The 14,510-nt window shown below is 64.6% G+C and carries 13 protein-coding genes; 6 read left to right on the forward strand and 7 right to left on the reverse strand.

Annotated features, from left to right (window positions below; all coding sequences use genetic code 11):
* The first annotated feature begins 136 nt into the window (after nucleotides 1-136).
* The gene (locus ABIB73_RS01530) at nucleotides 137-1,333 is read left to right on the forward strand and encodes an acetylornithine transaminase (protein WP_354220741.1); all 1,197 of its coding nucleotides are present in this window, start codon (nucleotides 137-139) and stop codon (nucleotides 1,331-1,333) included.
* A gap of 165 nt (nucleotides 1,334-1,498) precedes the next feature.
* On the opposite strand, the gene ABIB73_RS01535 is transcribed toward ABIB73_RS01530, so the two are convergent.
* The 3 genes from ABIB73_RS01535 to pcsA all read right to left on the reverse strand — a co-directional run bounded on the left by ABIB73_RS01535 (nucleotide 1,499) and on the right by pcsA (nucleotide 4,006).
* On the reverse strand, nucleotides 1,499-2,473 hold the full coding sequence (locus tag ABIB73_RS01535) for a quinone oxidoreductase family protein (RefSeq protein WP_354220743.1): 975 nt from the start codon (nucleotides 2,471-2,473) through the stop codon (nucleotides 1,499-1,501).
* A 76-nt stretch (nucleotides 2,474-2,549) separates the two neighbouring features.
* Complete coding sequence (locus ABIB73_RS01540) at nucleotides 2,550-3,284, reverse strand: TerC family protein (protein WP_354220745.1); 735 nt, start codon at nucleotides 3,282-3,284, stop codon at nucleotides 2,550-2,552.
* The gene (pcsA, locus tag ABIB73_RS01545) at nucleotides 3,281-4,006 is read right to left on the reverse strand and encodes a phosphatidylcholine synthase (RefSeq protein WP_354220747.1); all 726 of its coding nucleotides are present in this window, start codon (nucleotides 4,004-4,006) and stop codon (nucleotides 3,281-3,283) included. Before pcsA ends, ABIB73_RS01540 begins: the two co-directional genes overlap by 4 nt.
* Nucleotides 4,007-4,134: 128 nt before the next feature.
* Between pcsA and ABIB73_RS01550 the strand changes: the two genes are divergently transcribed.
* Nucleotides 4,135-5,319, forward strand: a complete 1,185-nt coding sequence (locus tag ABIB73_RS01550) for a UbiH/UbiF family hydroxylase (protein WP_354220749.1) — start codon at nucleotides 4,135-4,137, stop codon at nucleotides 5,317-5,319.
* A 4-nt stretch (nucleotides 5,320-5,323) separates the two neighbouring features.
* Here the strand turns inward: ABIB73_RS01550 and ABIB73_RS01555 are convergent, their stop codons facing one another.
* Entirely contained in the window at nucleotides 5,324-6,277 is a 954-nt protein-coding gene (locus tag ABIB73_RS01555; RefSeq protein WP_354220751.1) for an AEC family transporter, read from the reverse strand.
* A gap of 106 nt (nucleotides 6,278-6,383) precedes the next feature.
* Between ABIB73_RS01555 and hspQ the strand changes: the two genes are divergently transcribed.
* Nucleotides 6,384-6,716 (forward strand): heat shock protein HspQ, encoded by a 333-nt coding sequence (hspQ, locus tag ABIB73_RS01560; RefSeq protein WP_354220753.1) that lies wholly within the window; start codon nucleotides 6,384-6,386, stop codon nucleotides 6,714-6,716.
* Between the two features lie 81 nt (nucleotides 6,717-6,797).
* On the opposite strand, the gene ABIB73_RS01565 is transcribed toward hspQ, so the two are convergent.
* A complete protein-coding gene (locus ABIB73_RS01565) occupies nucleotides 6,798-7,616 on the reverse strand; it encodes an invasion associated locus B family protein (RefSeq protein ID WP_354220755.1) in 819 nt (272 codons plus the stop codon).
* Between the two features lie 258 nt (nucleotides 7,617-7,874).
* Here ABIB73_RS01565 and ABIB73_RS01570 point away from each other — a divergent pair, with 258 nt between their 5' ends.
* The 3 genes from ABIB73_RS01570 to ABIB73_RS01580 all read left to right on the forward strand — a co-directional run bounded on the left by ABIB73_RS01570 (nucleotide 7,875) and on the right by ABIB73_RS01580 (nucleotide 12,526).
* Entirely contained in the window at nucleotides 7,875-9,710 is a 1,836-nt protein-coding gene (locus ABIB73_RS01570; RefSeq protein WP_354220757.1) for an extracellular solute-binding protein, read from the forward strand.
* Between the two features lie 4 nt (nucleotides 9,711-9,714).
* Complete coding sequence (locus ABIB73_RS01575; RefSeq protein ID WP_354220759.1) at nucleotides 9,715-11,217, forward strand: AMP-binding protein; 1,503 nt, start codon at nucleotides 9,715-9,717, stop codon at nucleotides 11,215-11,217.
* Nucleotides 11,218-11,302: 85 nt separating this feature from the next.
* On the forward strand, nucleotides 11,303-12,526 hold the full coding sequence (locus ABIB73_RS01580; RefSeq protein WP_354220761.1) for a GGDEF domain-containing protein: 1,224 nt from the start codon (nucleotides 11,303-11,305) through the stop codon (nucleotides 12,524-12,526).
* 287 nt (nucleotides 12,527-12,813) lie between these two features.
* Here ABIB73_RS01580 and ABIB73_RS01585 read toward each other — a convergent pair whose 3' ends face one another.
* Nucleotides 12,814-13,938 (reverse strand): acyl-CoA desaturase, encoded by a 1,125-nt coding sequence (locus tag ABIB73_RS01585; protein WP_354222517.1) that lies wholly within the window; start codon nucleotides 13,936-13,938, stop codon nucleotides 12,814-12,816.
* A 201-nt stretch (nucleotides 13,939-14,139) separates the two neighbouring features.
* The gene (locus tag ABIB73_RS01590; protein ID WP_354220763.1) at nucleotides 14,140-14,349 is read right to left on the reverse strand and encodes a cold-shock protein; all 210 of its coding nucleotides are present in this window, start codon (nucleotides 14,347-14,349) and stop codon (nucleotides 14,140-14,142) included.
* Nucleotides 14,350-14,510 lie beyond the last annotated feature (161 nt).

Here is a 14,510-nt window from a genome sequence, read left to right on the forward strand (position 1 = left end):
TGATGGGTTGCGCCATGTCCGACGACGCCGCTGAAGCACTGAATTCAGCAGAGTTTTCGAGAAGGCCGCACCCGCAAAGTGCGGCCTTCTTGCTTTTCGCGCGTCCTTTTTCACCCCGCCCCACCAGGAGTTCGACATGACCAACGCCACCCATCCGTATGATGCGCTGATGGACATCACCGCGCGGCCCAAGGCCGTGTTCGTCCGTGGCGCCGGCTCCTACCTCTGGGACGACAGCCGCAAGCGCTATCTCGATTTCGTGCAGGGCTGGGCCGTCAACTGCCTCGGCCACTCGCCGCCAGTGATCGCCGATGCGCTTGCCGCGCAGGCCAAGCGGTTGTTGACGCCGAGCCCGGCGTTCTACAACGAGCCGAGCCTCAAGCTCGCGCAGGCGCTGGTCGACAACAGCGCGTTCGACCAGGTGTTTTTTGCCAATTCCGGCGCGGAAGCCAATGAGGGCGCAATCAAGCTCGCCCGCAAATTCGGCAGCCTGCACAAAGGCGGCGCGTTCGAGATCATCACCTTCGAAGGCGGTTTTCACGGCCGAACGCTGGCAACGATGTCGGCGTCAGGCAAGAAGGCTTTCGAGCCGCTGTTCGAGCCGAAGGTCGCGGGCTTCAAGAAGGCAAAGCTCAACGACATCGCCTCGGTCGAAAAGCTGATCAACGCTAACACCGTCGCTGTGATGCTCGAGCCGATCCAGGGCGAGTCCGGTGTGTGGCCGGCGACGGATGAATTTTTGAAGGCGTTGCGCGCGCTCACCGCGGCGCATGGCCTGCTGCTTATTTTCGACGAGATCCAGACCGGCATGGGCCGGACCGGAAAGCTCTTCCACTACGAGCACGCCGGCATTGCGCCTGATATCATGACGCTCGGCAAGGGCATCGGCGGCGGCGTGCCGCTCGCGGCTTTGCTTGCGACCGAACGCGCGGCCTGTTTCGAGCACGGCGACCAGGGTGGCACGTTCAACGGCAACCCGATCATGTGTGCGGCCGGGTTTGCGGTGCTGGAACAAATCAGCCAGCCCGACTTCCTGAAGGCGGTCACCGAAACCGGCCTGCTGCTCGAAAGCGAGTTGCAGAAGGTCTCGGCCCGGCATGGTCTCGGCGAAGTCCGCGGCCGCGGCTTGCTTCTCGCGCTCGACCTCAAGCTGCCGATCGCACCCGGCATCGTCGCACAGGCGTTCGAGGCCGGCGTGCTCCTCAACGCGCCGCAGGTCGACGCGCTACGCTTCATGCCGGCGCTGAACGTCACGCGGGCGGAGATCGCCGAGATGATCGATTGTCTGGACGGGATCTTGACCAGGGCCGGCGCGGCGAGACGGGTAGCGTAAGCCTGTCTCGTGCCCCGGACGCAGCGCAGCGTCCCTTCGGCGGTGCGCTGCAGAGCCGGGGCCCATCTCTCCGCATCGTATGTCACATCTGGGTCCCGGCTCTGCGCCGCAACGCTTGCGCGTTGCGGCTTGTCCGGGACACGGGAGCGGATGATGATGGAAGAACTACGGCTTCAAGATCGACGCGCCCGTCGTGTGGCGGCTCTCGAGATCGATATGCGCCTTCGCGGCATCCTTCAGCGCGTAGGCGTGATTGATCGGCACGTGCAGCTTGCCGTTGATGACGGCGGCGAACAGCGTGTCGGCGCCCTCCAGGAGCTCCGAGCGCTTGCCGATGTAATCGTTGAGCTTCGGCCTCGTCGCAAACAGCGAGCCGTGATTGTTGAGCTCGGCGATCGAGAACGGCGGCACGGGACCTGACGCATTACCGAAAGAAACGAACATGCCGCGCGGCTTCAGGCAGGACAGCGAGCCCGGAAAGGTCGACTTGCCGACGCCGTCATAGACGACGTCGCAGCCTTCGTTGCGGCTGATCTGTTTGACGCGCGCGACGAAATCCTCCTCGTTGTAGAGGATGACGTGGTCGCAGCCATTGGCCTCGGCGAGCTCGGCCTTCTCGCGCGAGCCGACCGTGCCGATGACATGGGCGCCCATCGCCCGCGCCCATTGGCAGGCCAGCAGGCCGATGCCGCCGGCGGCGGCATGGATCAGCACACGATGATGCGGCTCGACCTTGAAGGTCTTGTGCAGGAGATACCAGACGGTCAGCCCCTTCAGCATCAGCACGGCGCCCTGCTCGTAGGTGATGTGGTCGGGCAGCTTGACCAGCTTCTCCCAGGGGATGTTGCGCTCGCCTGCGTAGGCGCCGAGATTGTGGTAATAGGCGACGCGGTCGCCGGGATGGAAATTCGTGACCCCAGGCCCGACCGCAACGACCTCGCCCGAGGCCTCGTTGCCGGCGATGAAGGGAAACCCCGGCGCCTTGTAGAGGCCGGTGCGATAATAGACGTCGATGAAATTCAGCCCGACCGCATGCTGGCGGATGCGCACCTCGCCGGGCCCCGGCGCCGGCACCTCGATGCTCTCATAGACCAGCGCTTCGGGGCCTCCGACCTTGTGCACACGGACGGCTTTGGTCATCACCTGACCTCCTCTTCTCGCCTTTCAAGCGAAAGACATCGCGCCCGCCTTGTCAACTCGGCGCTAGTTGGAGCGCCTAAACGGACGGCTTGCCAACCTTCTTGCGATTGCGCTTTGCCAGCACGTTGAAGAACTCGACCGCCGCCGAGAACGCAATTGCGAAATAGATGTAGCCGCGCGGAATGTGGAATTGGAATCCGTCCGCAACCAGCGCGACGCCGATCAGCACCAGAAACGCAAGCGCCAGCATCTTGGTGGTCGGATGCTCTGCGACGAATCGCGCCACCGGTCCCGACGAAATGTACATGATCAGGCAGGCGATCACGACGGCTGCGATCATGATCTCGATGTCCTGCGCCATGCCGATCGCGGTGATGATCGAATCCAGCGAAAACACGATGTCGATGACGACGATCTGGGCGATCACCCAGAAGAAGGCGTTGCGGCCGGAGGCGCCCTCGCCCCCCTCGTCGTCCGCGTCGACTTCGGCATGGATCTCGTGCGTCGCCTTCGCGATCAGGAACAGGCCGCCGCCGATCAGGATAAGGTCGCGCCAGGAGAAATCGTAACCCTTGAACGCAAACACCGGCGCGGTCAGGCCGATCAGCCAGACCAGCAGACTGAGCAGGATAATGCGGAAGACCAGCGCCAGCGCGAGCCCGATCTGGCGGGCGCGGTGGGCCTGCCTCTCGGGGATGCGCGAGACGATCACCGACAGGAAGATGACGTTGTCGATGCCGAGCACGATCTCGAGCGCAGTCAGCGTGAGCAGCGCGGCCCAAGCCTCGGGGCTGGTCAACAGATGCATCATGCGAAGGATCTTGCCAGCCGGATCAAGGCGTCGCTGAAGGCGATCCAGAGCGCGATCGCGCAGAGTGCAACCGTCACGCCGGTGCCGACATGAAAATCCATCTCCAGCGCATAGAGGCCGAGCAGTGCCCAGATCACGATCAGCGACATCGTCAGCCAGCGCAGCCGCACGACGCGGACCGGATGCAGCACGTGGAACGGCACGAATGTCAGCACGACCAGCGCCGCAACCAGCAGCGTCGACGACAGCGGCGGCCAGTGCAGCAGGAACAGGTAGAACGCCGCCGCATTCCACAGCGCCGGAAAGCCACGAAAGTGATTGTCGTCGGCCTTCATGCGCAAATCGGCGAAATAGAGCGCGCTGGTGACGATGATGGCGATGCCGAGCAATGGTGCCGCCACCGGCAGCAACAGGCCGCTGGCGACGATCGCATAGGCCGGCACGAAGACATAGGTGACGAAGTCGACCACCAGATCGAGCACGTCGCCGGACCAGTTCGGCTGCACATCCTTGACCTTGAGCCGGCGCGCGATCGGTCCGTCGATCGCGTCAATGATCAGGGCGACGCCCAGCCATCCAAACATCGCCGCCCAATGCTCGCGCACGGCCTCCAGCATCGCAAGCAGCGCGATCGCAGCCCCGAACGCGGTGAAGATGTGCACCGAGAAGGCCGCGGCGCGGATCGCGGGCTTAGGCTTCAGGGAATCCTCTTGGCTGTCCATGGCTTCTGCTATCAGAAGGAGACCGGTTTGCACATCCGCCGTCGCGGCGTTCCGCCGCGCAATTCGCCATAAAATCAGCGAAAATTGCAGGGGTTGAATTTGTCGCGGAGCATGTCAATTGTCGTTCCATGACAGAGGCATCGGCACTCTTTGACGCGGCCGTCATTGGCGGCGGACCGGCGGGACTGACGGCGGCCATCGCGCTGGCGCAGACGAGCGCGCGGACCGCGCTGGTGGCGCGGCGCCTGCCCTATGCCGACAATCGGACCACGGCGCTGTTAGGTGCCTCCGTCGAGCTGCTGGAGGGCCTCGACGTCTGGCCGCGCTGCAAGGACAAGGCGGCCGCGCTCGAAATCATGCGGCTCGTCGACGACACCGGCCGGCTGTTCCGCGCGCCGGAGGTCCGGTTCTCCTGTCACGAGATCGCCCTGGACGCTTTCGGCTACAACATCGACAACCGCTCGCTGATGCTGGCGCTGGAAGCGCGCGCGGCAGAGTTGCCCAATCTCGTCCGTTTCGATGACGAGGCCGAAAGCGTCGTCATCGAGGCCGAGGATGTCGCGATCCGCACGGCTTCCGGACAATTCTTGACGACGCGGCTCGTGGTCGGCGCCGATGGCCGGCACTCGCTGTGCCGGGAGGCTGCCGGCATTGCGGTGACGCGGCGCGACCTGACGCAGACGGCGCTGACCTTCAACGTCGGCCATGCCAGACCGCACCGCAATGTCTCGACCGAGTTCCACACGCCGCAGGGCCCCTGCGTGTTCGTGCCCCTGCCCGGCAACCGCTCCAGCATCGTCTGGGTCGCAGTCCCCGCGGAGGCTGAACGGCTTCGCGCCTTGAGCGACGAGGAGCTGTCCGCCGCGATCGAGAAGCGGTCGCATTCCATTCTGGGACGCATGACGGTCGAGCCCGGCCGCAGCCTGTTCCCGCTGGCGATCGAGCGGCCCAAGACCTTTGCCCGCGACCGCATTGCGCTGGTCGGCGAAGCCGCCCATGTGGTTCCTCCGATCGGCGCCCAGGGCCTCAACCTCGGCCTTCGCGATGCCGCGGACATCGCGAGGCTTGCGGGCAAAGCGATTGCGGCCGGCCACGATCCCGGCGCGGGTCAGGTGCTCAAGCGCTACGACCGGGCGCGGCGGCCGGACATTTTGAGCCGGACGTTTGCGATCGACATCGCCAACCGCTCTTTGCTCAACGATTTCCTGCCGCTCCAGCCGGTCCGTGCGGTCGGCCTGCATCTGCTCGGCGCCATCGGCCCGCTGCGGCGCTTCGCAATGCGCGAAGGCCTGACGCCGACCTGGCGAAAGTAGCGTTTTACGGAAACGCCAACCGTCCAGTCTGGAGCAACCACATCACGCTGGTCAGCGTGACCACCGACGCAAACGTCCCGAGCAGCACCGCAACGGAGGCGGATTCGATCCAGGCATCGTTCTGCCGCGCGATCACGAACACATTCAGTGCCGGTGGCAGCGAGGCCATCAGCACGGCTGTGGCGGCCCAGGGCTGCGCGAACGGGCCGAACGCCAGCATCAGGGCGAACGCCGTGAGCGGATGGATCAGCAGCTTGACCGCGATCACGCCCGGCACCTCCCAGGGCACGCGATCGAACGGCCGCAGCGCCACGGTCACCCCGAGCACGAACAGAGCGGTCGGAGCGGCTGCGTTCTGGAGGAAGGTGATGGTGCGGTCGAGCGCGACCGGCAGCTCGATATGCAGTGCTGCGACCGCCGCACCAAAACAGGCCGACATGATCAGCGGGTTGAGCACGATCTGCTTCAGCACGACGCCGAAGGCATGCACGATCGAGGGATGATCGCGGTCGGAGAGCTCGATCAGGAGCGGCACGATCGAGAACAGGAAGATGCTGTCGCAGCAGAAGATCAGCGCGGTCGGCGCCGACGCCTTCGGTCCGAGCACGGCAAGCGCCAGCCCCGGTCCCATGTAGCCGATATTGCCGTAGCCGCCGGAGAGGCCCGCAAGCGTCGCCTCGCGCAGCGTCAGCCGGCCGAGAACCTTGCCAACCACGAGCGCGATGGTGAACGCCGCGACCGTCGACAGCGTGGTCGCGACCAGGAACGGCGGGTTGTTCAGCTCCGAGAACGGCGTCTTCGACATGATCGCAAACAGCAGCGCCGGCAACGACACGTAGAGCAGGAAGAAGTTCATCCAAGCGAGGCCTGATTCCGGTAGCGATTTGGCCTTGCCGCAAGCGAAACCGACGAAGATCAAGCCGAAATAAGGTAGAGCCAGATTGAGGATATCGACCATTGATAAAGCGTTTTCTGAAGGCTTCGGGCCTATCTGCCCCTTAACGGCGGGTTAATTCCAAATCAGGCCACTAGCATCGGCCACAATCCTGGTCTATCGACGGGGAATGATTAAAGCGCGGACCGCCAAATTCCAGATCGGACAGGTCGTGCGCCACCGGATCTTCTCGTTCCGGGGCGTGATTTTCGACATCGATCCGGAATTCAACAACACCGAGGAGTGGTGGCTGTCGATCCCCGAAGAGGTGCGGCCCCACAAGGATCAGCCGTTCTATCACCTGCTCGCGGAGAACGCGGAGTCGGAATACGTCGCCTACGTCTCCGAGCAGAATCTCTTGCCCGACGAATCCGGTGAGCCGATCCGCCATTCCCAGGTCGCCGAGATCTTCGTCAAGGACAAGACCGGCGGCTATCGCCCGCGCAACCCCTCGCTGAACTGAAGTTTCGGCTCGCCAGCAAGCGGCCAGCAAAAAAGGCGCTCGAACCGAGCGCCTTTTTCGTGTCCGGGATTTGAGCCCCGATTATTTCTGACCGGTCGGAGCGGCGCCGGGTGCACCACCCTGCTGCTCGAGCTTCTTGCGCTGCTCGTCAGCCTTCTTCTGAAGCTCTTCCTGGAGCTTCTTCTGGGTTTCCTCGAACACCTTCGGATCGGTCGGCGGACCGTCATAGGCCTTCTGGAATTCGCCGGCGAGCGGCAGCGGCAGGGTCAGCGGCGCGCCGTTGGCATTGATCGCCTGAACCACGAGATTCTGGCCCTTCTTCATGTTGTTGATGAGCTCGGGCGTGGCCTCGTAGTCGGACATGCAGCCGTTCTGGAAGCAGATCACATAGGGGCTCTGCAGCGGCGCATTGTTGTCGACGATGATGCGGGTGCCGTGCACGAGCTGCATGCCGAGCGGCAGCGTCACGCGCAGGATCTTCTTCGGCTCGCCTTCCGGCTCGATGATCACGGCCGCGATGACTGGCTGGCCGGACTCGATGCGGCCGTCCTTGCCGGTGAAGCAGACCTGCTTGGCGTTGGCGTCTTGGCCCTTGAGGCAGAACTTGGTCCAGGGCGCGTAGATCAGCTGGATCTGCTGATCCGCCGGCTGGGCTGCGCCCTGCTGCACCGGAGCACCCTGCGCGGGAGCTGGCTGGGCGGGCGCCTGGGCCGCCGGCGCTGGAGCCTTGGGAGCAGCCTTCGGAGCGGCTTTCGGGGCTGCCTTGGGTGCGGGCGCGCCCGGGGCCGGCGCAGGAGCCTGGGCCTCAGCGGCAAACGGAACGGCCAACGCCGTCGCCGTCAACAGGGCGAGAAGTCGCCCGCGCGGCCGGACGGACGCGGCCAAGTAACGGAAATTCATTGCGGAAAACCCTTTCTGAACGGGAAGTGCCCGAACCGCTCCGAAGCGCCGAACCGAGCCGCCTGGCGCGGCTCTCTCCCCGTCAATTGAGGCGGATAAGTGACGGGCTCGGCGCTCTTGCGCGATTGCCCGCCTTCTTAACGTGGCCGACGAAAAGATCAATGCCGACAAGCGGGTTTGACCGCGCTGGCGCCAGCGTCCCACCAAATTCCCTGTGATAGGATTCAGGCCGGCCGGTCCTCGAATCAACGTGTCCTAATGTTCATGTTTCAGCGCCTGCTCGAGGGCTCCGGTGTCCGCCTCTCCATCGTCGCTTTTGCGCTGACCATCGGGCTCGCAACAAGCGGCGCGCGGGCTGAGGAAGCCCACGCCATTGCCATGCACGGCAAGCCGGCGCTACCGGCCGATTTCACCCACATGCCCTATGCCAATCCCGACGCGCCCAAGGGCGGTCGGCTGACCTGGGGCCTTCTCGGCACATTCGATAGCCTCAATCCCTTTATCGTCAGGGGATTGGCGGTGCAGCAGATGCGGAGCTACGTGGTCGAGAGCCTTCTGGCACGCGGCCAGGACGAGCCTTTCACGCTCTATGGGCTGCTGGCCAAAACCGTCGAGACCGACGACGAACGGAGCTATGTCACTTTCCGCCTCGACCCCCGCGCCCGCTTCTCCGACGGCAAGCCGGTGCTCGCCGAGGACGTGCTGTTTTCCTGGCAACTCCTGCGCGACCACGGCCGCCCGAACCTTCGGCAATACTATGCCAAGGTCGCCAAGGCAGACGCGCCCGATTCCCTCACCGTCCGCTTCGATCTCGCAGGCGCCAACGACCGCGAATTGCCGCTGATCCTCGGCCTGATGCCGATCCTGCCGAAGCACGCGGTCGACGTCGCGACCTTCGAGGAGACGACCCTGACCGGGCCGGTCGGCTCGGGCCCCTATCGGGTCACGGCGGTAAAGCCCGGCGCCAGCGTCACGCTGACCCGCAATCCCGACTATTGGGGCCGCGACCTGCCGGTCAATCGCGGGCTCTACAATTTCGACGAGATCAGGCTCGACTATTTTCGCGAAGCCAACGGCCAGTTTGAAGCCTTCAAGCGCGGCCTCTATGATTTCCGCGTCGAGAACGAGCCGCTGCGCTGGCACGACGGCTACGATTTCCCCGCGGCCAGAAGCGGCGACGTGATCCGCGACACCATCAAGCCCGGCGTGCCGCAACCCTCGGAATTTCTGGTGTTCAACACGAGGCGCCCGATCTTCGCCGACATCCGTGTGCGCCAGGCGCTGACGCTGCTGTTCGATTTCGAACTGGTCAACCGCAACTACTTCTTCGGGCTGTATTCGCGCGTCGCCGGCTATTTCGCCGGCTCGGACCTGTCGGCCTATGGCCAGCCTGCGGATGCGCGCGAGCGCGAGCTGCTCAAACCTTTTGCCGCACGGATCCCGCCCGACATCATGGACGGCAGCTACCGCGTGCCCGTGACCGACGGCTCGGGGCGTGACCGCACCACGCTGCGCGCCGCGCTGAAACTGTTGTCGGAGGCCGGCTACGATCTCGACGGCACCGTGCTGCGTAACCGCACGACCAAGGCGCCCCTCACCTTCGAGATCATGGTGACGACCCGCGACCAGGAGCGCATCGCGCTCGCCTTCCAGCGCGACCTCAAGCGCGCCGGCATCGAGCCGAGCGTGCGATCGGTCGATCCCGTGCAATTCGACCAGCGGCGGCTGTCCTACGAGTTCGACATGATCCAGAACCGCTGGGACCAGTCGCTCTCGCCCGGCAACGAGCAATATTTCTATTGGGGCAGCGCGGCCGCGGACAATCCGGGCACCCGCAACTACATGGGTGCCAAGGATCCCGCCGTCGATGCCATGATCGCTGCCCTTCTGGAAGCCCGTGATCATACGGACTTCGTCTCGGCGGTGCGGGCGCTCGACCGTGCCCTGATCGCAGGCTTCTACACAATCCCCCTGTTTAACGTATCCGAGCAATGGATCGCGCGCTGGAATCGGATAGAACGGCCAAAGGCTACCGCGCTATCCGGCTATCTGCCGGAGACATGGTGGTCGCAATGGCAGCCTCAAGCGAAGTGACGCCGTGAACCAGCCAGCCGTATCGCCGACGCTCGACACGCTGTTCCAGCGCACGCTGTCCCGGCAGCCGCACGCGCTCGCCTTGCTCGATCCCCTCAACAAAACGCGCATCACCGGGCACCAGCCGCGGCGGCTCACCTATACTGAGGCCGACACGGCCATCGAAGCTCTGTCGGCGCATTTCGTCGAATCGGGCCTGCCGGCCAATTCCGTCATCGCGATCCAACTGCCGAGCACGGTCGAATTCGTGTTGACGGTGCTCGCTGCCCATCGCGCCGGCCTCGTGGTCGCGGTGCTGCCGTTGCTCTGGCGGCATGCGGAACTGACGGCTGCGCTCAATCGCACCGCGGCGCGCGCCATCGTCACCATGAGCAAGATCGACGGCGTCAGCTATTGCGACCTCGCGATGCATGCCGCGGCGGAAGCCTTCTCGATTCGCCACGTCTTCGGTTTCGGCCCCGACCTGCCCGAAGGCATGGCCTCGCTCGACGAGGTGCTGGCGCGCCCGCCCGGCACCACGCGTGCCGTGATCCAGGACGGCCGCAAGGCGGCGATGATCTCGTTCGATGTCACGCCGGAGGGGTTTCGCCCGGTGCCGCGGCCGCACTTCAGCCTGATTGCCGGCGGGCTGGCGATGTCGCTGGAAGCCGATGTCAAGCAGGGCGCGACCGTGATGGCGGCGTTCATGCCGATGTCGTTCGCGGGCCTCGCCTCCTCGCTTGCGGTGTGGCTACTCTGCGGGGGCACTCTGGCGCTGCATCATCCGTTCGAAAGCGAGGTGCTGGAGCGGCAGATCAACGAGCACGAATGCGACGTGCTGATCGCCCCGGCCCAGCTCGCGCTTCGGCTCGGTGATTCCGACCTCGCAGCGCGGATGCCGACCTTGCGCAACGTGATCGGCCTGTGGCGCGCGCCGGAACAGGTGGCGGCGAGCGAAGCGTGGATCGCGCCGCATGCGCCGCTGACGGATGTTTATTTGTTCGGCGAGGCCGGGCTGTTCGGCGCGAGGCGCGGCGAGGACGGCATGCCGGTGGCGGTGATGCCGGGACCGCACGGCGCTCCGCGCGAGCAGTCGGGATCCTCGATCGCCGGCGATATCCTGCTGACCCCGAAGGGCACGCTCGGCCTGCGCGGACCGATGGTGCCGATCGCGGCCTACGCCCCGCCGCAGCCGGTCGGCGACACCCTGACGGCGCAGCTGCCGCGCGACTATGTCGACACCGGCTATGCCGCGCGGATCGACCGCGCCAGCGGCGCGATCTGCATCACCGCACCGCCCTCCGGCATCATGGCGGTCGGCGGCTACCGCTTCCTCTCCAACGATCTCCAGGAATGGGCGCGCCGGCTTGGCCAGGGCGCGCTTTTGACCGCGCTGCCCGATCGACTCAGCGGTCACCGGCTGGCGGGCCGAGCCCAGGACAATGCCCGCGCCCGCGAGGCGCTCAGCGAGCTCGGGCTTAACCCACTGATGGTCGAGGCTTTTCGCGACCGCTCCGGGCCCGTTTGAGGGCTTGTTTCGGCCCATTCGTTGACGCTGCATTAAGGCGACCAAACTAGATTGCGCAGCATCGAATGCGTGATCAGAGTTTGTGATGTCCCAGGCGGGCCCGATCCTGTTTGTGTCCAATGCCGAGCGGCCGCCCTTCATTGCGGCGCTGGACGAGGCTCGTCTGTTTCCTGTCGTCGACAGCGATTGGGCCAGCGCCGCGCGCGCTGTCGAGCAGGTGCAGCCGGCCGCCGTCCTCGCCGCGATGTACAGCGGACACGAACCGCATATGGCACTGCTTGCCCGGAAGATCGCCGACCAGCCGCTCTACCTTCCGTTTGTCGCGCTGGATGCGCAGGGCACGCTGCCTTACAACGCCCTGCCCTTCTCATCGCGCGGCGGCAATGCCGATCGCCTGATCGCGCGGCTGCGCGCCGCGCTGCGCATCCGCACGCTGCATGCCACGGTGCTGCGCAGGCTGCCGGAAGTGAAGGTCGCGCTGCCGGAGGCCGATCCCGTTCGCGATGCCACCGTGCTGCTGATCGGCCGCGGCGCGGCCTACCCCGCGCTCTCCGTCGCGCTCGGCGAACGCATGGGCGTCGTCGGCGCGCTCTCGATCGAGGCCGCCGCCAAGCACCTCAACACCCGCCACATCGACGGTGTCGTGCTCGCCGAAGGCTTTACCGCGCGCGTCACCGACGCCTTCCTTACGGTGCTCGCCGAGGACACCCGATTCCGCAACCTGCCCGTCGTCGTCACCGCGCACCAGCTGGTGCAAAGCTACGACCTGCCCAATCTCGAGCTCATCCCGGGCGAGCCGGCAAAGGTCGCCGCCAACGCGCTGCCCTTGATCCGCCAGCATGCGATGGAGGCGCAATTGAGCCGCACGCTACGCTCGATCGACGCCGGCGGCTGGCTCGATCCGCGTAGCGGCTTGCTCACAGTGGAAGCCTTCGCCCGCGATTTTTCCAAAGCGGTCGAGCAGACGCTCGCCCGCGGCGGCGGCCTGTCGGTGGCGCGCTTCGCCTTCGATCCCGGCAATCCCCGCGCGCAACTGGACGCCGCGCGGATCCTCAGCCGCCTGATGCGGCAGATGGATTTCGGCGCCGCGCAGAAGGACGGCTCGGTGATCGTCGTGTTCGCCGAGACCGACTTCCGCACCGCGCATATGATCGCCCGCCGCCTCTCCGCGGTGATGCGGCACACCGCGAACGGCAAGCACGAGATGCGCAGCGATCCCGTCGTCAGCGTGGACTCGCTGTCGTCGTCGGATACGGCCCGGTCGCTGCTGGCGCGTCTCTCCGCCGACGCGTCGCGCGCGGCGTCTTAATCGTCCGCCAGCGCTCCGCGATCCCATGCGCCTCTTTACGTGCGCCGTGGGACCTCCGCTGTTCAGGTCGGAGCTCAGCGAACCGGTGGGGTGACCCCGGACGTTCGATCGCGAGCCGTCCCGGCCGCGATCTTCCTGGCGTTCACGAGGCGCTTCGGCTCCAGGCCGGGCTGCGTGTTGCGGACAGCCTCGGTCAGCATCTGGCGGAGCTCAGCCTTGGTCTTGGGTGCTTGCCGCGTAGTCGACTTCTGCCAATGGGTCATACTCCCTATATGGGGATGCCCGCGCTAAACGCCACCGCTCGCTTTCGTGTTGGCCGATAGAGCGGGAGTAGCCAGGAGAAAGCCGACAGAGTCGTGCAGGAGTTCGTAGGCACGGTCGACAATGTCGTCCAGGGATATCGTCTTGGCGAACATGCGCTGCGCTTCAGCCACCAACTGGTCGCGCGTCGGCATGCTGGACAGATGCAGATCGGCACGCTGCTGCAACAGAATGAGCGCGTCCCGGACCGACAATTCGGTCTCATGGATCGACGTCTTGATCGCCAGCGCGATGTGTTCGGGGTTAAAACGAGCTGCGAGCTGCTCAGCCGCCTGCTTGACCGCGCGCGATCCCAACCGATGCTCATTGCGCAGAACCTGCCTGGGCGGCGTCTTCAGATCCCGGACAATCCCGAGCCAGGACAGGGCCACCAGGGCATAATAGGTCAGATCGATCTCATACCAGTAGAAGCCCTGCCGAGCGCTGGCCTGGTAGGCGTGGTGGTTGTTGTGCCATCCCTCGCCCATCGTCACCAGAGCGAGCAGCCAGTTGTTGCGGGAGTCATCACCGGTCACATACCGTTTGCGTCCGTGAACATGTGCCAGCGAGTTGATGCAGAACGTGGCGTGATACAGCAGCACGGTGCTCCAGAGGAAGCCGACCACGAGTCCTGACCAGCCGGCAATGAGGAAGCAGAGACCCGCAAGCACGACTGCCGGCAAAAGCTCCAGCCTGTGCAGCCACATCAATTCCGGATACGACGCCAGATCCGATACTTTCACCAGGTCGGTCGCATCGTGCTGCCGGTAGAAGATCCAGCCGAGATGACTGTACACGAAGCCTTTGTGCCGAGGTGAATGCACATCCTGCGCCGTATCCGAGTGAAGATGATGATGGCGATGTTTGGCAGCCCACCAAAGCACGCTTTTCTGAGCGCTGCTCTGGGCAAGGAAGGCAAGGATGAATTGAAACACCCGGCTTGTCGCGTAAGCCCGATGCGAGAAGTACCGATGATATCCGGCCGTGATCGCAAACATACGCAACCAATACAGAACGGCGCAGATTGCGACGGCCTGCCACGAGACGCCCGACCAGATCGCCGCGACGCATCCTGCGTGGATCAATACAAACGGCAGGACCTGCGGATACATGACGTCGTCGTGTTCGTCATGGTGTTCCTGGCCTGAATCGATATTGATCGACACGCTCGCGTCCTCAGCTGTTTCAATGGGCGGGCCATCCCGCATGTAGTGTAAAAAACCCGCGGCCGGTAAACCAGTCGCGGGTCAAGAGAACCAGAAGCTCTGCCAGTACATCCGTGGTCAAAGCAACATAGTACCGATTGCGGCAGCCTACTCGGCGCGCAGATTTTCCGCAGCAGACTTGCCGGTCCGGCGGTCTGCAACGACTTCGAAAGAAACCTTCTGCCCCTCGTTGAGGGTGCTCATGCCGGCGCGTTCGACTGCGCTGATATGAACGAAAACATCCTGGCTTCCCTGGTCCGGCTGAATGAAGCCGAAACCTTTTTGGCTGTTAAACCACTTCACAGTTCCCGTAGTCATAGGGGTCGTCCTTTAAGATAGATAAGGCTTTAGAACCGCACTCAAGAGCGCGGTCAGCGAATTCGAGATCTGGAGGGAGGGTCGTCAGTCAGGCACGCTATCAGCGGCGAGGCCAAGTCGTTCGGCCGAAACTCGATTCGGCATATATGGCCGTTGTTCGA

Source organism: Bradyrhizobium sp. F1.4.3 (assembly GCF_040548375.1).
Lineage (GTDB): Bacteria > Pseudomonadota > Alphaproteobacteria > Rhizobiales > Xanthobacteraceae > Bradyrhizobium.

Excerpts from the sequence above, each read along its gene's own strand:
- ABIB73_RS01530 (WP_354220741.1), top strand. The coding sequence starts at position 137 with ATGACCAACGCCACCCATCCGTATGATGCGCTGATGGACATCACCGCG.
- ABIB73_RS01535 (WP_354220743.1), bottom strand. The coding sequence starts at position 2,473 with ATGACCAAAGCCGTCCGTGTGCACAAGGTCGGAGGCCCCGAAGCGCTG.
- ABIB73_RS01540 (WP_354220745.1), bottom strand. The coding sequence starts at position 3,284 with ATGATGCATCTGTTGACCAGCCCCGAGGCTTGGGCCGCGCTGCTCACG.
- pcsA (WP_354220747.1), bottom strand. The coding sequence starts at position 4,006 with ATGGACAGCCAAGAGGATTCCCTGAAGCCTAAGCCCGCGATCCGCGCC.
- ABIB73_RS01550 (WP_354220749.1), top strand. The coding sequence starts at position 4,135 with ATGACAGAGGCATCGGCACTCTTTGACGCGGCCGTCATTGGCGGCGGA.
- ABIB73_RS01555 (WP_354220751.1), bottom strand. The coding sequence starts at position 6,277 with ATGGTCGATATCCTCAATCTGGCTCTACCTTATTTCGGCTTGATCTTC.
- hspQ (WP_354220753.1), top strand. The coding sequence starts at position 6,384 with ATGATTAAAGCGCGGACCGCCAAATTCCAGATCGGACAGGTCGTGCGC.
- ABIB73_RS01565 (WP_354220755.1), bottom strand. The coding sequence starts at position 7,616 with ATGAATTTCCGTTACTTGGCCGCGTCCGTCCGGCCGCGCGGGCGACTT.
- ABIB73_RS01570 (WP_354220757.1), top strand. The coding sequence starts at position 7,875 with ATGTTCATGTTTCAGCGCCTGCTCGAGGGCTCCGGTGTCCGCCTCTCC.
- ABIB73_RS01580 (WP_354220761.1), top strand. The coding sequence starts at position 11,303 with ATGTCCCAGGCGGGCCCGATCCTGTTTGTGTCCAATGCCGAGCGGCCG.
- ABIB73_RS01585 (WP_354222517.1), bottom strand. The coding sequence starts at position 13,938 with ATGTATCCGCAGGTCCTGCCGTTTGTATTGATCCACGCAGGATGCGTC.
- ABIB73_RS01590 (WP_354220763.1), bottom strand. The coding sequence starts at position 14,349 with ATGACTACGGGAACTGTGAAGTGGTTTAACAGCCAAAAAGGTTTCGGC.